Genomic DNA, 18,672 nt, shown 5'->3' with positions numbered 1-18,672 from the left:
TGAGGATCAGAAAGCTTGTTTGAATCGATGTATTTCATCCGCAGATTATGCACGAATGCTAAGAAATCCGGAGTGCAAATATTAACCAAAAATAAGATCGTTTTTTGATTTATGAAAGAGATCTAATAATATTTAAATACTGATCTAAAAATTACAATAACATTTATCCGCTAAATTATTTTTAAAATTAAATCAATATTTTATATTAAAAAAATTATCAAATCATCCCTTAGTTTTAAATATTTTACTTTTCAAACATTTTTAATTCATTTTTCTAATGTGTATAAATATAGTAAATCGATCAAATTTAAACCAATATACAAAATTCTAATTATTCTTTACCCTCACCTCTAAAATATAAACCAAGTAAATTCATCAGAATTAAAAATCCCGATAAGATCCAAAATATTCTAAATATCGATTTGAATTTGAATAAATTAAAAATTTAAATTAAATGATATAAATAAAAACCATCACGAGGATGGTTTTTTTATTCGCTACTTGATTGTAGGCATTTACTTGTCAACACACTGGATCAAAAGTCTTGCGCTGATTAGTTTTTACCTGTATGACCAAAACCGCCTGCTCCTCGTTCAGTGGCTTCAAACTCATCCACAATATCAAACTGAGCTTGTACAACTGGCACTAAAACATATTGTGCTAAACGCTCACCCGGCTCTAGGCTAAATGCCGTTTGGCTACGGTTCCAAACAGATACCATCAATTCACCTTGGTAGTCTGAGTCAATCAAACCGACCAAGTTACCCAACACGATTCCGTGTTTATGACCTAAGCCTGAACGTGGCAGAATTAAACCTGCAAAGTTAGTATCTTCGATATAAATCGATAGGCCTGTTTTTACCAGAACAGTTTGACCCGGTTCAATTACGGTGGTTTCTTCTACACATGCACGGAGATCAAGACCTGCCGAACCTGCTGTGGCATAAGTTGGCATTGGCCATTCCGTACCTAAACGTGTGTCGAGAACTTTAACTTGAACTTTCATGGTTCATTCCTGTTTCAATAAAACGAATTTCAAAAAATAAATAAAATATTCTACGCTTTAAGCTTTAACGCTTAATCAGCGCACGTAAATTTTCTAAATAATGCTGTGCTTGCTGTTTAGGATCGATATCCCCTGCCAGCTTTTTCTTGCGGCCTAACCACTCCAATTCATCTTGTGGCAGTTCGTCCAAGAAACGGCTTGGTGTCATTTGTCGCATTTGACCACCGGCTTTACGTTGCTCTGCTAGAGTCATAGTTAAGCCTTGACGTGCACGAGTAATCCCCACGTACATCAAACGTCGTTCTTCCTCGACCGTGTCAGCAGCAATGGAGTTTTTATGCGGTAGAATTTCTTCTTCCAGACCAATCAAATAAACGAATGGAAATTCCAGACCTTTCGACGCGTGGAGTGTTAACAAATTGACTTTATCGGTGTCTTCTTCTTCTTGTTGCTGTTCTAACATATCGAGCAGCACCATCTTACGAATCACACTTTCAATGTTCTTTTCATCTACATCTTCTGCACGGTTAATCAAACTTTGAATACTGCTATATAGCACTTCAATATTATCCAGCTTGGTTTTTTCCTGCGCAGGTGTAGCTGCAGATTCTTTAACATAGTCGATATAACCTGCTTCAATCATCATGCGACGAATGATCGGAACAGGTTCATCATCTTCTAATAATTCACGGGTAAAGGTCGAAATAAAGTCCGCAAATTCGGCCAATTGGGTTGTGGCTTTTTTCGGAATCGCCATACTTAAGCGCTGGTCGCCTGCTGCACTGAGTAAGGATAAATTACTTTCCTGCGCAAATAGACCAAGCTTTTCCAAAGTCACAGGGCCAATCGCACGTTTTGGTGTATTGATAATTCGTAAGAATGCACTGTCATCTTCAGGGTTGATGATCAAACGTAAATAGCTCATCAAGTCCTTAATTTCAGCACGAGCGAAGAAAGACTGACCACCCGATAATTTATACGGGATCTGCATTTGGCGGAGCTGTGTCTCAAGAGCGCGCGCTTGGAAATTACCACGATATAAAATGGCGTAGTCTTTCCAGTTTTTACCGTTCATCAGCTTATGCGTGATCAAGTCTTTTACGACGCGTTCTGATTCATCATCGTCATTACGACAAGTAATCACGCGGATCACTTCACCGTGGCCTTTATCTGACCAGAGCTTTTTATCGAAAATATGTGGGTTATTGCCAATAACGGTATTTGCTGCTTTTAAAATACGACTGGTCGAGCGATAGTTTTGCTCAAGTTTAATCACTTTCAGATTACGGAAATCTTCCTTCAATAAAGCCATATTCTCAGGCTTAGCACCACGCCATGCATAAATCGATTGGTCATCATCACCTACCGCGGTGAACTGTCCCATGACACCCACGAGTAATTTCACCAAGATATATTGCGCGGTGTTGGTATCTTGATATTCGTCGACCAATAAATAGCGGATTCGATTTTGCCAACGATCACGCACTTCTGCATTTTCTTGTAATAAGCGCGTCGGCATGACAATCAAATCATCAAAATCCACAGCATTGTAGGCACGTAAATTACGCTCATACAGTTGATACAGATGTGCAAACTGAACGTCTTCTGCTGTTTCACAGGTGGTATGCGCTTGCTCAGGTGGAATCAGATCGTTTTTCCAATCTGAAATCATTTTCATGGCTTTGGCAATCAGCTCTTTACTTTCTGCACCGGATAAATTGTCGCGATGCATTAAGTCCATCAAAATGCGTTTGCAATCATCTGCATCTAAAATTGAAAAGTTATTTTTTAGCGGTGTATTTTTTAATTCCAAACGGAGCATGTTTAGCCCGAAGTTATGGAAGGTAGAAACCGACAGCCCTTTTGCCTCTTCACGGCTCATCAGCTTCGTCACACGCTCTTTCATTTCTCGCGCGGCCTTATTGGTAAAGGTCATCGCGGTGATGCGGTGCGCAGGAATACCACAATGCTTCACCAAATAGGCAATTTTACGGGTAATAACCGATGTTTTGCCTGAACCTGCCCCTGCAAGTACTAACAAGGGTCCTTGAGTGTATTTCATTGCTTCAAGTTGCTTGTCGTTCAACTGACTTGCCAGTGACATAGTCTTTCCTCTTATTAATTCGAGGATGATTATAGTCATCTGAAACGATCTTGCCTAATGCAAAATGTATTTTATCGGTCATTAAAAATGCCATAAAAAAAGCCACCCGAGGGTGGCCTTTCGTTTCGAACTAAAACTTATTTAGTTTCGTAAACTGAGATTTCTACGCGACGGTTTTGTTCACGACCTGCAGCAGTTGAGTTATCCGCTACTGGAGAAGTTGAACCGTAACCACGTGCAGTAATACGAGTTGAAGAAATACCTTGAGACGCTAGGTAGTTTTTCACTGAGTTTGCACGGTTTTGAGAAAGTGGGTTGTTGATCGCATCAGAACCTGTGTTATCTGTGTGACCGTGTACAACGATTGCAAGTTTGTTTGCAGTACCGTCTTCACGCAATACTTTAGCAACATCATTCAACGCAGATTGGAACTGAGATTGAATAGTTGAAGAGTTAGTTGCGAAAGTTACTGATGGCATAACAAGGTTGATCGAACCATCTGGATTACGACCTACGTCAACACCAGTACCAGCCAATTCTTGTTTAAGACGTTTTTCTTTCTTATCAAGAAGAAGACCTGCACCACCACCAACTACAGCACCAATTGCAGCTGCTTGACCCATTTTGTCTTTATCAGCATTAGAATAAGCAATACCAGCGCCTAAAAGAGCACCTAGACCAGTACCGATTGCTGCTTTGTCATATTCCATGTTTTGACAACCAGTAAGTGCCATTGCCCCAACTACTGCCGAAATTACTAGTGCACGCATTGCATGCCTCCTTCTTTGTGTTTTGTTGTATGGTTGAAATGATGAAGTAAAACAAATGGCTGAACCATTGATTTTTTGTTAATAATAAAACGTTTAGTTACAATTTGTAATATGAATACGAGATTTATTTGTTAATTCCATCACAATTTCTTCACAGTTCTGCAGATGCCCTTTTTTATTTAATCAACTCGAACTATATTTATTAGAATCAATCATTATTTGGACAATTTCCGCTAGGACTTTTTATATGTCATCTCAAACAAATAAGCAACCGACACTAAAAAAAATTAGCAAAGGACTTACCGTCGGTTCTATTATGACAGGCAGTACTTTTTTCCATGGCCCTCCTGTTTTAGCACTGGGTCTAACCAAACTCTTTAAAAAATCAAAAAAGGTTGATGAAACCAACATAAAAATTACCAACAGTTGGCTCACGGTCAATAACTGGTTAATTGATCACGTTTTACCCAACACAAAATGGGATATCACCATCGATGAAGGCCTCGACTTAAATTTGCATGGTCGCTATCTCATGACCTGTAATCATCAGAGTTGGGTCGATACGACAGTCAACCAATATTTTGGTTTAACCCGTATGCCACTGACGCGTTTCTTTACCAAATGGGAACTCATTTTCATTCCATTTGTTGGTCAAGCTTTTAAAATTTTAGGCTTTCCAATGATGAAACGACACAGCAAAGAACAAATCGCGAAAAATCCTGAACTTAAATATCGAGATATGGAAGAAGCGCGTAAATCTTGTGAACAGTTATTGAGCCAGCCTTTTACCCTGCTGAACTATTTGGAAGGCACTCGCTTCACCCCTGAAAAACATGCGCAACAGCAATCACCGTATCAAAACCTTCTTAAGCCGAAAGCGGGTGGTTTAGCACTGGCACTCAATATTTTAGGGGATCAAGTTGATGCTCTCGTGGATATGACCATCGTCTATCCAAATGGTGCACCAGGTTATGGCGAATTTTGGCTCGGTGAAGTTCCGCGTATCGCCGTGGATTTACGTAAAATTGAAATTCCAACGTGGGTGCATGGCGGCAACTATGAAGATGATGCAGAATTCCGTGAAAAATTTCAGCATTGGGTAGATGAGCTGTGGACGGAGAAAGACCAACTCATTACTCGTATGAAAGCTAAATACTCAGTTACTGAATAATTAAGAAGAAGTTTTATGTCGCAGAACAGCATGCCGCAAAACAAGAAATCTAAATATCATCATGTCAATCCAAACAGTTGGTCATTCAAACTGTTTTTGATTTATGACATATTCATGGTGTTTATTATTGTTTTTAACTTGTTCTGCCTGTGCATGAACTTTTTCCTCATGAGCAATCTTGGCAGTTGGTTCTTTAACAGTATCCACCTGCCCGATGTGCTGAGTTTTTACCGTGAACATTTGCATCCGTGGGTGATTACCACCGAAGCGTGGTTCATTATCTTTTTGATTGTAGAACTGTTGGTGCGTTGGGCGATTGCCATCATCAACAAGCACCATCAGCGCTGGTTCTTCTTCCCGTTTATACATTGGTACGAAATTTTAGCCATTGTGCCGCATTTACGTTTCCTGCGTTTATTTCGCGCGGGCATTATTGCTTATCGACTGTATGAAATGGGCTATCAAATCGTGCCTTCTGCATGGCAGAAAAAGGCATTGTTCTACTATCGAGTCGTGATGGAAGAACTGTCAGATCGTGTGGTACTTACCGTGTTAGATGGTGTTAAGCATGAGCTCAATACCAGTACAACCCATAAAGACCTAATTAGTAATCTTGTGCAGCATCACCGTGAGATGTTCACCCAAGTTTTAGCTGAGATTTTGCAAGAAAATTTAAGCAAAGAGCTACGTACTGAACGTGAATTGATCGCCAAAAATGTCGGACAAATCGTCAGTCAGGCCATCGAAGATACCCCCGAGCTCACGCAGCTATTGCGCTTAGTGCCAATCGTTGGCAGCCGCATTGAACAGCAGATTCAAAGTATCGGGCAACGTTTGGGTGAAAATATTACCCAAGGTTTAATTTCCCCATTGGCTTATCCCAATACATCTACGGCTCAAAAACCCAATCTATATTTAGACATTTCACAGCGTGTTAGCCGTATTGAAATCGAAAATAATGTCCAGCTGGATGAGTTGGTTCGCTCTGCGGTTTTTGAAAGTCTAGAGGCTATTCGTAAGCAAGTGAAAGTAAAACAGTGGCAGCAGATTATGCAGGAACAGGACCAAGCTACAGAATAAACACTTAGTCAAAAATAATTGCGAACTCCGCTAGAGTATTCATGCAAATTGTTCTAGGATTTGCTCTATTTACAACATAACTACTTCGGCACAAAAGTAATAGTTAGAAGTCTCAAGGATTCAATATGGCTGATATACGGATAAAAGGCAAAATGGTCAATGCGATTCGCATTCACCTCGATACCAATGATCATGATGCGATCCGCCAGCAACTTACTCCAATGTTCCAAAAGGCTTTTCCACCCGGAACATTAGCCGTGATTGAAAGTACGGTTGATCAAGAACTAATTGCACTGATTCAACTACTTATTAGTATTGAAATTCAACCGATTGGTGTCACTGAAGGTCCGCTATCGGACCAAGCACGTGCTATCCAATTTCCCGTAGTTCCTGCGGATCGCAAACTACAACAAGTTAAACCGACACGCGAACAAGTGGTTGAAGAACCCGCACCTGCAGAAGAAAAAACCGAAGATAAAATTGCTGCAGTCGAAGTACCGACCATTCGTCATGCTACGTCGTATCACAATGAAATCTTACGTACAGGTCAATGTTTAGTCCAAGACCATGGCGATATCATTATTAATGCTGGTATTAATAGCGGTTCAGAAGTAATTGCTTCAGGAAATATACATATTTATGGTAGTGCTCGTGGTAGAGTCATTGCCGGAGCTGGTGGGAACACGGCTGCACGTATTTTCTGCCATTCATTAGAAGCTGAATTGGTTTCAATTGCAGGGACTTACTGTGTCGCTGATGACATTCCACCTCATGTGGTCAAACAGCCAGTACATATTTATTTGAATGACCAGCAAGAGCTAGTATTTGAAGCTTTGCAATTTTAATGTATAAATAATCACCAAACCCCTAATTAAAAAAGGGGATTTAAACCATAACAGGAGTGGATTCGGTGGCGAAAATTGTTGTCGTAACATCAGGTAAAGGTGGCGTAGGTAAAACAACTACAAGCGCATCTTTTGCAACAGGTTTAGCCCTTCGCGGCCACAAAACTGTTGTGATCGACTTTGATGTGGGTTTACGTAACCTAGACTTGATCATGGGCTGTGAACGCCGCGTTGTATATGACTTTGTAAACGTATTGAATAACGAAGCTCGATTACAACAAGCGCTTATTCGCGATAAAGATATTGAAAATCTCTACATTCTACCTGCATCTCAAACCCGTGATAAAGACGCGTTAACAGATGAAGGTGTAGCACGTGTGATGGACGAACTTTCTCAAGAGTTTGATTACATTATTTGTGACTCACCTGCGGGTATCGAACGTGGTGCAATTTTAGCAATGTATCATGCTGATGAAGCGATCATTGTGACGAACCCAGAAATTTCTTCGGTACGTGACTCTGACCGTATTATTGGTATGCTCGACAGCAAAACCAAAAAAGTAGAACAAAACGAAGGTCGTATCCGTAAGCATCTCTGTATTACACGTTTCAATCCAGAACGTGCGGATAAACAAGAGATGTTGACGATTGATGATATTTCAAAAGATATTTTACGCGTACCGACTTTAGGTGTTATTCCTGAATGTAAAAGCGTTCTACAAGCATCAAACGAAGGTAAACCAGTGATTCTGTTTACAGAAGAAGCGGCTGGCCAAGCGTATGATGACCTTGTTGCACGTTTCCTTGGTGAAGAGCGCCCTTACCGTCACATTACGGTAAAACCTAAGGGTTGGTTAGCACGTCTATTTGGAGCGTAATCATGGCAGGATTTTGGAGCAAACTTTTTAGCAGCGACGAGAAACCCTCAAGCGCACAAACGGCAAAAGACCGTTTAAAAGTCATCGTGGCATCTGAAAATGGTTTAGGTAAACGCCTCAGCCAAGACAAGATTGACATGATGAAAAAAGAAATCATGCAAGTAGTAAACCGCTATGTTCGTGGTGTAGATGAGCAACATATTCAAATGTCTGTTCGTTCTGAAGCGAATATTGAAATGCTTGAAATGAATATCAATTTGCCTGAAGAACGTTAATCTGAATTCTGATTAGCCAAGTAAATTGAATCAAGGCAAAATGTGAGGCTGGATCAGTAAAGTGCTGCTTTACCCAGCCGCAAGATGAGAAGCTTTGCTTCGAGTGGGCTGGATTAGTTTTATTCCTTTGTTAGATCAAAAGCTTTGCTTCGAGTAAACGGGATAAAAAAAATAACTTTAGATCCAACCATAAAATGAGTCGCTTAACTTAGAGATGGCGAATAAAACCATTTTACTTGCGTACTCATTTTTGCCTTTTTGTATTTTAAACCAGCAAGGAGATTGCGATGGCATTATCTCAGCCAGCAACGTTCAACGAAGAATGGTCAGATGAGCGTGTTTTTGCCTACCTTACTCAGCTTCCTCCTGAAGGAGTGAATGGCGACTTTCACGTGCTTTACCATGCTTTCAAACATATGCGTCCAAATGACTATGAGCGTCTTTTGACTCAATTCGTTGCCGATGGCCGTGATGTGAACGCAACTAATCCTGAAGGTCAGCGTATTCATGACGTGATTGCTCAATATCCACGTCAAAGCGCAGGTTTCCTCGAAGTATTGGCAAAATTTGCTTAATTTCGAGTAAAAAAAAGCCCGCATGATGTGGGCTTTTTTATCTGATTTAAAATTAGCATTATTGAATATCATCATAATCAATGCATGGTCAATATGAGCAATGGAAACATCAAGCCAAAACCAATGGTTTGTACACTAATAATGGCCGCCATCAGTTGTGAATCACCTTGATAATAGCGTGTCAAAATATAAGACGAAGATGCAGTTGGCAAAGCAAAAAAGACCACTAAAATCATCCGCTCAAAATCAGTCAAACCCATCCAAGTACTCAATAGATAAGCAATACATGGCATTAACATGAGACGCCCTATCGTATTTAAACTTAAACGACGCAGATCGGCGCGCATTTGCTGAAACTGTAATGCCGCTCCCACAGACAATAAACCCAAAGGCAAACTCATTGCCGCCAATATTTTTAGCAGCTCGGGTAAACCATTAAATAAAGTGAGACCTGATAAATTAAACAACACCCCTACAACACAGCCTAAAATTAAGGGATTTTTTGCGATGGACTGACAGGTCTGCCCCAATTGCTTCACACTTAAATTTGAAAACGCCAAGACTGAAATAATATTGACTAAGGGCACTGCAACGGCAATTAACATGGCAAACATCTGCATGCCTGTCGAGCCAAATAAAGCACCCATGAGCGACAAACCAATATAGGTATTAAAACGGATATGACTTTGGATATACACGCCAAAACGCTTCACGGGAATATGCATAAACTGCTTGATCCCCCACAACACAATGCTGATCAAACTGGTGCCCGCAACCAGTACTGTCAACATTCGTGAAACAGTGTTCATATCCAATTGCACGGCTGATACATTCAAAAAAAGCAGCACAGGAAATAAAACGTAGTAATTGAGTTTTTCTGAATTTGCCCAAAATTCATTCTGAACAAACTGTGTATATTTAAGCACATAGCCCATCGCGATTAATGCAACGAGGGGAAACAATGCGACGACGATATTCATGCTGTACGCCTTGAAATAAAGTAGCTATTTCATCTTTAACCATTTATGTAGCACAATATAATCCTCATCTAGACTCATAACAAAATGAGTAATTACTCATGGCAATGACATTTTCTCAGCTTGAAATTTTTATTAAAGTCGCAGAACAACAAAGCTTTACTCTCGCTGCTCGACAGCTGGGAATTACTCAGTCAGCTGTCTCTCATGCCCTAAAGTGTTTAGAGCAACATTGGAATGTCAGATTATTTAGCCGTGAGCAAGGCGAAATTAGCATTACCCACATCGGTCAGCAGTTATTACTGCATGCCAAAGAAATCATCAATACGGCACAAATCATGCAACAAGAAGTGCATGCCGCACATGGTATTCAACAAGGAACGCTGAGAATTGGCTCTTTTGGTTCTTCTAGTTCGATTCATCTGCTTCCAGAGCTATTAAAGGCATATAGAGAGCGCTATCCACACATTGAAATCTATGTCGAAGAAGGTACCGATGCAGAAGTGTCTCGTTGGATTTCTGAACGTCAGATTGATGTTGGTTTTGCCGTACTCCCTAAGCCGCAACTGTTCACCTTCCCCTTAATTCAAGACATTTTCATTGCCTTGATTCCAGATAGTTATTCAGTTTCCAAACACAGTCATTTAGATATCCAAGACCTGCAAAATTACCCCTTTATTATGACCCGTGCAGGCAGCCAGTCCCATGTTGAAAAACTGCTTAAACAACACTACATACAACCTAAAATTACCTATCAAATGTCGCAACTGTTAACCATTTTAAACATGGTGAATTTACAGGAAGGGATTGCTATTGTTGCAGATATGGCGATGCCTACTGAGCTGTTGGCGTTGCATCCACATGTGGTTAAACGTCCACTCTTTCCAAATACCCAACGGCAGATTGGACTCGCCGTAAAAAATCAAAAACTCATGAGCCCTGCCTGCAAAGCCTTTATCGAACTGGCCCAGTCCATGTTCTACCAAGATAGGTTCTCAATCTAAAAATAAAAAAACCTGCCGAAGCAGGTTTTTTGTTTTAGGACTTAGACCAAGATATCTCGTTTACCATTTGGCCCCATACTACTTACGATACCATTTTCTTCCATTTGGTCGATGATACGTGCAGCACGGTTATAACCGAGGCTAAATTTACGTTGCAGCGAAGAAGTAGAAGCTTTACGAGTTTCCAGTACAAAGCTAACGCATTGGTCATACAAAGCATCTCGATCTGATCCGCCATCACCATCTTCAAAACCGCGAGATGTCGGCTCTTCATCATAAGGCGTGAGGATTTCATCGACATAATTCGGTTCACCGCGCTCACGCCATGCATCACAAATACGGTTCACTTCATCGTCTGAAATAAACGCGCCATGTACCCGTTCAGGTTCAATTTTCCCCGGTCCGAGGAATAACATATCACCATGGCCCAGTAAGTCTTCCGCACCACCAGCGTCTAAGATAGTACGTGAATCCAGTTTACTGTTGACACGTAGCGCAGCACGCGTTGGAATATTGGCTTTGATCAAACCTGTCACTACATCTACGGTTGGACGCTGCGTCGCCAACAGCAAATGAATCCCTGCTGCACGTGATTTTTGTGCAAGACGGGTAATCATTTCTTCAGCTTTTTTACCCACTTGCATGATCATGTCGGCAAATTCGTCGGCAACAATTACGATCAACGGCATAGGCTGTAAACGTGGCGCACGACTTTGGGTTGCAGAGTCATCTGGCTTCCAAGTTGGATCGATGAGATCTTCCCCGTTGGCCATTGCTTCTTCAATTTTGCGGTTAAAGTCAGTCAGCTTACGCACTTTCATCAAAGACATCAGCTTATAACGACGCTCCATTTCATTCACACACCAGTTCAATGCACTCACCGCATCTTTCATGTCGGTTACAACAGGCGTTAATAAATGTGGAATATCGTTATAGTTGGCAAGTTCCAACTGTTTCGGGTCAATCATGATGAGTCGCAGTTGCTCAGGTGTATATTTCAACAACATCGACAACAACATGGCATTAACTGCGACTGACTTACCAGAACCCGTGGTACCTGCCACCAACATATGCGGTGCTTTCGCCAAATCTGCCAAGACAGGATTACCGGAAATGTCTTTACCCATCGCCATACTAAGTAAGGCATTTGGATCACGGTATGCCGGCGTTTCTAACAGCTCAATAAGACGAACCATTTCACGTGAACTATTTGGGACTTCAATCCCGATATACGGTTTACCCGGAATAACTTCCACCACACGTACAGAAGCCATAGACATTGAGCGTGCCAAGTCACGTGAAATATTGGTCACTTTCGATGCTTTTACACCGGGTGCCAAATCTAGTTCAAAACGTGTCACGACAGGGCCCGGCTGTGCTTCTACAACTTTAGCTTTGACATTAAACTCTTGCAGCTTAATTTCTAAAAGTTCAGACAAGCGAGACAATTGCTCTGCGGTAAAATTAACTTTCTTATTCGGATCTACAGGATCTAATATTTCCAATCCCGGCAAAGTCGGTAAATCCAAACGTTTTTGTGCCACTTGCATCGCACGAGACATTGGACGACCAGAGGCATCGGTTAAAGGCGCATCAAAGTCAAAATCATCTTCGAGATCTAAATCGATGTCTTCAGGCTTACCTGCTGTTTCTTGCCATACTTCACGGAAAGCATCTTTATTCGAGCTGATTAACGCTTTTTCATCGTCAGATATAAAAGTCTGTGGCTGCGTATTGATTTCAGCACGAACCAAAGGCGTAGATTGCGCATAACTACTGGTTGTACGAACCGGTTGTGACTGTTCTATTGCTCGCTCTGCTTCTTCAACCAGCAAATCATCGAGATCATTAAATTCAGCTTCAGCACCGATATTTTTCGGTGTGGTGAGCGTTGTCGTTTGTGCAGCTGCCACACCTAATCCTACAACAGTTGCAGTAGTACCTGTTGCAAAATCATTTGAATGCGTTGCAGGACTTTCACTTTGTGCTGTATTAAATGGGCTATGCACATCAGTCGCTGTTTTACCATTTGGAACAGCGGCTAACAGCTCATCGAAGATTTCATCATCATCCCAATCCACTGATTTTTTAACTGCCGGCGCCGCTTCTGTCGGAGAAGTCAAATGCACATCTGCTGCTTTGTTGAAATATTCAGTTTGATTGGCAGGCTGCTCTTCTTCTGCAGCTTTCAGTAAAGCATCAATATCTTGTTTGTGCCGTTGGTCATCATTTGAATGCAAGGCACGCCAAACCTCTCCCGTCGCAACAACACGTTGTTGATCTTGCTCAAGCTGACGCACTTTCTCCAAAGTATGTTCAAAATCTTCATCGGATGGTGTAGCAGTCTCCGGCGAATTTACCGTAGATAAATGCTGTGCATTGCCTTCTTTGTCTGCACATTCTTTATCAGCAATATCATCAAATAAACGCTCAGCAACACGATCACGTACTACAGGGTCAACCTCTACAGCATGATGCTCATGGGCGGGTGTGACTGGTGCAATCACTTTTGATACATTAGTAGTCACACTGCCTTTTTTAGTAGATGGTACGGTACGGTCAAAAGCAGTATCTCCTTCAGGGACATTGCGATAGAACAAATCTTGGAGATAAGCCGGTGTCGATTTCATGGTTGCCCATGTCTTATTCCACTTGATGCCAAAGGCCAAAGTGAACAACATGATCCAAAATGCAATAAGAAATATTGCTGCACCATAGACCGTTAAAATTTGTTCAAGACTTTGACCCAGTTCATAACCAATAATCCCGCCCGATGCATTTTCTAAAGTATCTTCGGGAACATTCCAAAATAGGAAAAGTAAACTTGAAGTTGCCAGTAAAATAAAGAACTGAGCGGCATAGCGAAATGGACGGTTTAGAAAACTACGTGGCCACCAGACTTGAATTGCTTCGAGAAATAAATAGACAGGTATCAGCAGACTTGCCCAACCTAAAAATCCATAGAGTAAGTCAGCTATCCATGCGCCTGCGACGCCGCTGGCATTTGAAACTTGCTGAGTATCACTGGATAAATGCATCCATCCCGGATCAAATGGCGTATATGTGACTGTTGCAAGGAACAGATATATCCCAAATGAAACAAGGAATAATGTCATTATTAAGCGCTGTGCATATGCACCCGACACCGCTGTCATATACGTTCCTGTAACCAATTCTTCATGAATGTTTTTGTCATTACCCACAACAAAATGGGCTGAATCTAAACCTGTTATTATGCACCTGTTCAATAAAAAAGATGCAAGATAATTTAAGTATAGTTGTTAACTTTATTGTATATAGCTCAAAACGATTTCGATGATCAATAATATCGACTTTAATCTCACACAATCGTTTCAAACTTTGACGTATAATTCCACAAATTATCATATAAAAAAAGGATTCTACGGATGAGCGCTCGTCACTCACGTCTAATTATTTTAGGTTCTGGTCCTGCAGGTTATAGCGCTGCGGTATACGCTGCCCGTGCGAACCTGAAACCGACACTCATCGCAGGTATTCAATTAGGCGGTCAATTGACTACAACGACAGAAGTAGACAACTGGCCAGGTGGTGCAGAAGGTTTAACAGGCCCTGCCCTAATGGAACAAATGCAAGCGCATGCTGAACGTTTTGGCACAGAAATAGTGTATGACCATATCAACGAAGTTGACCTCAATGTTCGTCCATTCGTACTTAAAGGCGATATGGAAGAGTTCACTTGTGATGCATTGATTATTTGTACAGGTGCAACTGCGCAATACTTAGGTCTTGAATCTGAAGCTGCATTTATGGGTCAAGGTGTAAGTGCTTGCGCAACTTGTGATGGTTTCTTCTACAAAAACCAAAAAGTAATGGTTGTCGGGGGCGGTAATACTGCTGTGGAAGAAGCGCTTTATCTTTCAAACATTGCTTCTCATGTCACTCTTGTACACCGTCGCGACACTTTACGATCAGAGAAAATTCTGCAAGATCATCTTTTTGCAAAAGAAAAAGAAGGTAAAATCAGCATCATCTGGAATCACCAAGTGGATGAAGTGATTGGTGATACGACGGGTGTGACTTCTGTACGTATTAAATCTACGCAAGATGATTCAACTCAAAATGTTGATGTCACTGGTATGTTTGTGGCTATTGGTCACAAACCAAACAGCGGTATTTTTGAAGGCCAATTAAACTTACGTGACGGCTACATCCAAGTTCAAAGTGGCACCGCAGGTAACGCAACACAAACGTCTATTCCCGGTGTATTTGCTGCGGGTGATATTGCCGATAGTATCTACCGTCAAGCGATTACTTCTGCAGGTTCAGGCTGTATGGCTGCACTCGATGCTGAAAAATACCTTGATGCACTCGGCGAATAATCTTTTGCTTCATTCATTTGCTTAGCTAAATAATTTTAAAAAATTAGCCGACCTGATGGTCGGCTTTTTTATGTATGATAAATATCCGTGTACCTCAATAAGAAGCTTGGCATGCCGATACTCCCTCCTTCTGAATTTACTTTCCCCGATCCTGTTGAATGCGATCCCGAAGGTGAAGGCTTAATTTGCATCGGTGCTGACCTCTCCCCTTCCACACTGTTTGAAGCCTATAGTCACGGTCTTTTCCCATGGTTCAGTGAAGGTGATCCGATTTGTTGGTGGTGTCCTGAACCCCGCTGCATTATTCGACCGCAGGACTATCATCCGAGCAAATCGTTATTACGCAGCATGAAAAAAATGGACTATAAGATCACCATTAATCGTGCGTTTGAAACTGTGATTCTCTCATGTTCACTGCCACGTAGTTATGCCAATGAAACATGGATTTCAGAAGATATCATTCAGGGATATTCTGCGCTATTTGAAGCAGGCTATGCTTATAGCATTGAAGTTTGGGAAAATGAGACTGTTGTCGGAGGCCTCTATGGCGTCAATATTGGCCATGGCTGCTTTGGTGAGTCTATGTTCAGTACACGAACAGATGTCTCTAAAATGGCGTTTTACACCTTAATGCTCATCGGGCAAGAGAATCAGTTGCCATGGATTGATTGCCAATTGGTCAACGATCACCTCTTAAGCTTAGGTGCGAGTACACTTTCTCGCCAACAATACCTTAATTCGTTACAAGATGTTGTTAAACAACCATCAATCGATTGGAAAAAGTATCAGGACAGTGTATTTTCAAGTAAAACAATAGCGCAATGGGCGAGTCTCAGCGCATGACAATAAAAGAGGGATATTACGATGAATTCCTATCAACCGAAGTCCCTGTTGAACGAATTACAGTACTACATCACGCCTCCGCATGATTGTAGCTACTTAGAAAATAAATCTGCTCGGATGGTCTTTCTTGATCCTGTCCATCGTATTGATGTGGTCACATTATCTGAACTTTCCCGCATGGGTTTTCGTCGTAGTGGTGATTTTGTCTATCGCCCTGAATGTCATCTTTGTCGCCAATGTTTGTCCTCTCGCGTTCCTGTTCATGAATTTCAAATGAACAGCGTGCAAAAAAAAGCGTGGAAACGGAATCAAGATTTAACGGTGAAAATTAGCCGCCCTCAAGATGCCGATGCAAAGCATTATGCGCTGTACGAACGCTACATTAATGAGCGGCATGCTGATGGTGATATGTACCCACCTAGCCAAGATCAATTTGAAAAATTTTTAATTAATAGCTGCACTGACAGTTTCTTTTTAGAGCTGTGGTTAGATGAGCAACTGATCAGTGTATCTACCTGTGATCCCCTCGATGATGGTATTTCAGCGGTATATACCTTTTTTGATCCTGATGAAAGCCGTCGCTCACTAGGGACTTTTGCCATTCTGAAACAAATCGAGCATGCACAAAAGCTTGGACTGCAATATGTCTACTTGGGCTATTGGGTGCCCGATTCGCAAAAAATGAATTATAAATCTCAGTACATTCCACTGGAACTTCTGCTTGATGGACAATGGCGTCGACTCAACCGACCACTGACCCAAGAAGAAATTAGCCAACTGGGGGATTCCCTGATGACCACCTTACCTTCCGGCTGGAACAATCCTATTATTAAATAAAAGGGATCAAACAAAAGATATTCGATATAATAGCATCCGTTTATTCACGAATGCTTTCTTTAAATTTGATCACTCTTCACCGCTTTATTTAAATAAAGCTGCAAAATCATCACCACAAGTCTTCACCATAATAATGGCGTGCTCACGAGTTCCATCGGCATTTGGATAATAATTCTTTCGCAAATCGATTTGATGAAAATCCGCTTTTTCATATAAACGGATCGCTGGATGATTACCTTCTCGCACTTCTAAGAAGATTTGAATGGGTTTATTTTTGAGTAAGGCAATAGATTCATCGAGTAATTGAAAACCTAATCCTTTGCCTTGCTGGCTCGGATCGATCGCCATTAACAATAAATTTGCTTCATCTAGAACGGGTTGTAAAATGCAAAAACCTACAACTTTTCCTTGTCGCTCAATCACCGTACTTTGATAGGCAGCAATCGATTCTTGAAATTGTTTTATGGTCCAAGGATGGCTTTGTACGCGGCGCTCGATATCGTAAACCTGCTGGACATCAGCGTCTTGCATCAAACGAATCATCTTCGTTTATCTTTCTATAGCTAGGGTATGCGCATTATAAAAAGTTTGTCTATAAAGTTGAATAAAAAAAAGAGCGATTTACATCGCCCTTCTGAAAAAGTCACCACAGCGCTGTGATTAGAGACCCAAATATGCTTTCCACGTTTTTAACAAACCAGAAGTATCTAAATCATTCGGGTGAAAACCTGGTTTAAAATACATCAGCATTTCTTTACCCATACCAGTGATGATGCCTTTTGAAGGGCTATAACCATAGGTATAAATATCTTTTAATGCTTCAAAATTAAGCTTGTTATCTTCTTTTAATAAACGAGCGACAAAATAACTTTGTACGAAGAATAAAGTCACCATTGCGCCAATCAATGAACCTGTACGGAGTGCGTAGGCCTTTATTCCCTGACCAAAGACACCTTCAAAAACATCATAAGCCACGGCTTTATGTTCATTTTCTTCAATCGCATGCCACAACCACATATTTTTCATGGTTTCATCAGTCATTAAGGCTTGAATATGCGGGTTAACCAATAACTGTGAAGCGATGGTTGCAGTGAAATGCTCAAGTGCCGTGGTTGCGGTTAGATCCACCATTTCTTGTGTAATGCCGACAGGTTTACCAATACGTGCAAAGACTTTGCGCACACCTTGGATAACACGACCCGTTGCCTTATCAAGCGTTTCGACATCATGACCGTATTTTTGTGCAGAAGCATTAAAACCCTCATGCTCTTGCGTATGCATCGCTTCTTGACCAATGAAAGCACTAATTTCTTTTTGTAGGGCTTCATTATTTGCGATTGCTGGGTGTTTACGTACGGCACGCACACTATCAATAAAGAACATTTCACCCGCTGGAAATAAAGCAGATAATGCGGTCATAAAATGTGTCAAACCAGCTGAGCCGTTCATCCAGTACTCTGGTACCGCATCAAAATCAAAATTCATGCGACGTACAGGGAAACTTGCACCTGCTCGATTAGTAATCTTTACTTTAGCGTTCATGCCTAACTCCTTTTTGAGTTATGAAATACTCAAACTTTTATTGGTTTTCTTGATTTCATATTACGGTTTTATTGAAGCGTAATTATTTCAGTTAAGGACAGTGAATTATCACTAAAGGACAGCTTTAAAAAATATTGTCAGACAATTTCCCTATCACATTGAATAAGCATAAAAAAAAGCGCCTCAAAGAGGCGCTTTTTTACACACATTTAGTGATTATGCAGTTACTTTAGAAACTACACCAGCACCAACTGTACGGCCACCTTCACGGATCGCAAAGCGTAAGCCAGCGTCCATTGCGATTGGGTGGATTAATTCTACTGACATTTCTACGTTGTCACCAGGCATAACCATTTCAACGCCTTCTTTAAGCGCGATTGCACCAGTTACGTCAGTTGTACGGA

General features: G+C 41.2%; 17 protein-coding genes and 1 pseudogene. 10 read left to right on the top strand and 8 right to left on the bottom strand.

Annotated elements, in window-relative coordinates; all coding sequences use genetic code 11:
* Positions 1 to 553 precede the first annotated feature (553 nt).
* The 3 genes from dut to FTU65_RS15105 form a co-directional block, all read right to left on the bottom strand.
* A complete protein-coding gene (gene dut, locus FTU65_RS15115; RefSeq protein WP_111885270.1) occupies positions 554 to 1,006 on the bottom strand; it encodes a dUTP diphosphatase in 453 nt (150 codons plus the stop codon).
* A 64-nt stretch (positions 1,007 to 1,070) separates the two neighbouring features.
* Entirely contained in the window at positions 1,071 to 3,110 is a 2,040-nt protein-coding gene (locus FTU65_RS15110; protein ID WP_078193107.1) for a UvrD-helicase domain-containing protein, read from the bottom strand.
* A gap of 137 nt (positions 3,111 to 3,247) precedes the next feature.
* Positions 3,248 to 3,880 (bottom strand): OmpA family protein, encoded by a 633-nt coding sequence (locus FTU65_RS15105; protein ID WP_168379081.1) that lies wholly within the window; start codon positions 3,878 to 3,880, stop codon positions 3,248 to 3,250.
* A 247-nt stretch (positions 3,881 to 4,127) separates the two neighbouring features.
* Between FTU65_RS15105 and FTU65_RS15100 the strand changes: the two genes are divergently transcribed.
* The 6 genes from FTU65_RS15100 (at position 4,128) to FTU65_RS15075 (ending at position 8,704) form a co-directional block, all read left to right on the top strand.
* Positions 4,128 to 5,051, top strand: a complete 924-nt coding sequence (locus FTU65_RS15100; RefSeq protein WP_180010022.1) for an acyltransferase — start codon at positions 4,128 to 4,130, stop codon at positions 5,049 to 5,051.
* A gap of 15 nt (positions 5,052 to 5,066) precedes the next feature.
* Complete coding sequence (locus FTU65_RS15095; protein WP_373683471.1) at positions 5,067 to 6,131, top strand: preprotein translocase subunit SecA; 1,065 nt, start codon at positions 5,067 to 5,069, stop codon at positions 6,129 to 6,131.
* A gap of 125 nt (positions 6,132 to 6,256) precedes the next feature.
* A complete protein-coding gene (gene minC, locus FTU65_RS15090; RefSeq protein WP_078193110.1) occupies positions 6,257 to 6,976 on the top strand; it encodes a septum site-determining protein MinC in 720 nt (239 codons plus the stop codon).
* 65 nt (positions 6,977 to 7,041) lie between these two features.
* The gene (gene minD, locus FTU65_RS15085) at positions 7,042 to 7,854 is read left to right on the top strand and encodes a septum site-determining protein MinD (RefSeq protein WP_067670152.1); all 813 of its coding nucleotides are present in this window, start codon (positions 7,042 to 7,044) and stop codon (positions 7,852 to 7,854) included.
* 2 nt (positions 7,855 to 7,856) lie between these two features.
* On the top strand, positions 7,857 to 8,129 hold the full coding sequence (gene minE, locus FTU65_RS15080) for a cell division topological specificity factor MinE (RefSeq protein WP_078190039.1): 273 nt from the start codon (positions 7,857 to 7,859) through the stop codon (positions 8,127 to 8,129).
* A 287-nt stretch (positions 8,130 to 8,416) separates the two neighbouring features.
* Positions 8,417 to 8,704, top strand: coding sequence for a PA4642 family protein (locus FTU65_RS15075; protein ID WP_067766167.1), 288 nt, complete (start codon positions 8,417 to 8,419; stop codon positions 8,702 to 8,704).
* Positions 8,705 to 8,781: 77 nt separating this feature from the next.
* Here the strand turns inward: FTU65_RS15075 and FTU65_RS15070 are convergent, their stop codons facing one another.
* Positions 8,782 to 9,684, bottom strand: coding sequence for an AEC family transporter (locus tag FTU65_RS15070; protein WP_180010021.1), 903 nt, complete (start codon positions 9,682 to 9,684; stop codon positions 8,782 to 8,784).
* Between the two features lie 104 nt (positions 9,685 to 9,788).
* Between FTU65_RS15070 and FTU65_RS15065 the strand changes: the two genes are divergently transcribed.
* Positions 9,789 to 10,685 carry a LysR family transcriptional regulator gene (locus tag FTU65_RS15065; protein WP_180010110.1) on the top strand — a complete coding sequence of 299 codons (897 nt, stop codon included), beginning with the start codon at positions 9,789 to 9,791 and terminating at the stop codon, positions 10,683 to 10,685.
* A 41-nt stretch (positions 10,686 to 10,726) separates the two neighbouring features.
* On the opposite strand, the gene FTU65_RS15060 is transcribed toward FTU65_RS15065, so the two are convergent.
* Positions 10,727 to 13,840: a DNA translocase FtsK gene (locus FTU65_RS15060; protein ID WP_180010020.1), complete on the bottom strand. Its 3,114-nt coding sequence runs from the start codon at positions 13,838 to 13,840 to the stop codon at positions 10,727 to 10,729.
* 252 nt (positions 13,841 to 14,092) lie between these two features.
* Here FTU65_RS15060 and trxB point away from each other — a divergent pair, with 252 nt between their 5' ends.
* From trxB to FTU65_RS15045, 3 genes are all read left to right on the top strand, one after another.
* The gene (gene trxB, locus FTU65_RS15055; RefSeq protein WP_111885274.1) at positions 14,093 to 15,046 is read left to right on the top strand and encodes a thioredoxin-disulfide reductase; all 954 of its coding nucleotides are present in this window, start codon (positions 14,093 to 14,095) and stop codon (positions 15,044 to 15,046) included.
* Positions 15,047 to 15,157: 111 nt separating this feature from the next.
* Positions 15,158 to 15,889, top strand: a complete 732-nt coding sequence (gene aat / locus FTU65_RS15050; protein ID WP_180010019.1) for a leucyl/phenylalanyl-tRNA--protein transferase — start codon at positions 15,158 to 15,160, stop codon at positions 15,887 to 15,889.
* Between the two features lie 21 nt (positions 15,890 to 15,910).
* Positions 15,911 to 16,726 (top strand): arginyltransferase, encoded by an 816-nt coding sequence (locus FTU65_RS15045; RefSeq protein WP_078190044.1) that lies wholly within the window; start codon positions 15,911 to 15,913, stop codon positions 16,724 to 16,726.
* 84 nt (positions 16,727 to 16,810) lie between these two features.
* Here the strand turns inward: FTU65_RS15045 and rimI are convergent, their stop codons facing one another.
* From rimI to tuf, 3 genes and pseudogenes are all read right to left on the bottom strand, one after another.
* Positions 16,811 to 17,269 carry a ribosomal protein S18-alanine N-acetyltransferase gene (gene rimI, locus FTU65_RS15040; RefSeq protein ID WP_180010018.1) on the bottom strand — a complete coding sequence of 153 codons (459 nt, stop codon included), beginning with the start codon at positions 17,267 to 17,269 and terminating at the stop codon, positions 16,811 to 16,813.
* 117 nt (positions 17,270 to 17,386) lie between these two features.
* Entirely contained in the window at positions 17,387 to 18,268 is an 882-nt protein-coding gene (locus FTU65_RS15035; RefSeq protein WP_078193116.1) for a metal-dependent hydrolase, read from the bottom strand.
* A gap of 216 nt (positions 18,269 to 18,484) precedes the next feature.
* Positions 18,485 to 18,672, bottom strand: a pseudogene (gene tuf / locus FTU65_RS15030) (elongation factor Tu); the annotation flags it as partial.

The sequence above is a fragment of the Acinetobacter sp. YH12129 genome (assembly GCF_013418685.1).
Lineage (GTDB): Bacteria > Pseudomonadota > Gammaproteobacteria > Pseudomonadales > Moraxellaceae > Acinetobacter > Acinetobacter amyesii.
Note: the sequence above shows the minus strand (reverse complement) of the source record. Positions and strands in the feature narration are given on the sequence as shown.

Excerpts from the sequence above, each read along its gene's own strand:
- FTU65_RS15100 (WP_180010022.1), top strand. The coding sequence starts at position 4,128 with ATGTCATCTCAAACAAATAAGCAACCGACACTAAAAAAAATTAGCAAA.
- FTU65_RS15060 (WP_180010020.1), bottom strand. The coding sequence starts at position 13,840 with ATGACAGCGGTGTCGGGTGCATATGCACAGCGCTTAATAATGACATTA.
- FTU65_RS15075 (WP_067766167.1), top strand. The coding sequence starts at position 8,417 with ATGGCATTATCTCAGCCAGCAACGTTCAACGAAGAATGGTCAGATGAG.
- dut (WP_111885270.1), bottom strand. The coding sequence starts at position 1,006 with ATGAAAGTTCAAGTTAAAGTTCTCGACACACGTTTAGGTACGGAATGG.
- aat (WP_180010019.1), top strand. The coding sequence starts at position 15,158 with ATGCCGATACTCCCTCCTTCTGAATTTACTTTCCCCGATCCTGTTGAA.
- minC (WP_078193110.1), top strand. The coding sequence starts at position 6,257 with ATGGCTGATATACGGATAAAAGGCAAAATGGTCAATGCGATTCGCATT.
- trxB (WP_111885274.1), top strand. The coding sequence starts at position 14,093 with ATGAGCGCTCGTCACTCACGTCTAATTATTTTAGGTTCTGGTCCTGCA.
- FTU65_RS15065 (WP_180010110.1), top strand. The coding sequence starts at position 9,789 with ATGACATTTTCTCAGCTTGAAATTTTTATTAAAGTCGCAGAACAACAA.
- minE (WP_078190039.1), top strand. The coding sequence starts at position 7,857 with ATGGCAGGATTTTGGAGCAAACTTTTTAGCAGCGACGAGAAACCCTCA.
- FTU65_RS15105 (WP_168379081.1), bottom strand. The coding sequence starts at position 3,880 with ATGCGTGCACTAGTAATTTCGGCAGTAGTTGGGGCAATGGCACTTACT.
- rimI (WP_180010018.1), bottom strand. The coding sequence starts at position 17,269 with ATGATTCGTTTGATGCAAGACGCTGATGTCCAGCAGGTTTACGATATC.
- FTU65_RS15070 (WP_180010021.1), bottom strand. The coding sequence starts at position 9,684 with ATGAATATCGTCGTCGCATTGTTTCCCCTCGTTGCATTAATCGCGATG.
- FTU65_RS15110 (WP_078193107.1), bottom strand. The coding sequence starts at position 3,110 with ATGTCACTGGCAAGTCAGTTGAACGACAAGCAACTTGAAGCAATGAAA.
- FTU65_RS15045 (WP_078190044.1), top strand. The coding sequence starts at position 15,911 with ATGAATTCCTATCAACCGAAGTCCCTGTTGAACGAATTACAGTACTAC.
- FTU65_RS15095 (WP_373683471.1), top strand. The coding sequence starts at position 5,067 with ATGTCGCAGAACAGCATGCCGCAAAACAAGAAATCTAAATATCATCAT.
- FTU65_RS15035 (WP_078193116.1), bottom strand. The coding sequence starts at position 18,268 with ATGAACGCTAAAGTAAAGATTACTAATCGAGCAGGTGCAAGTTTCCCT.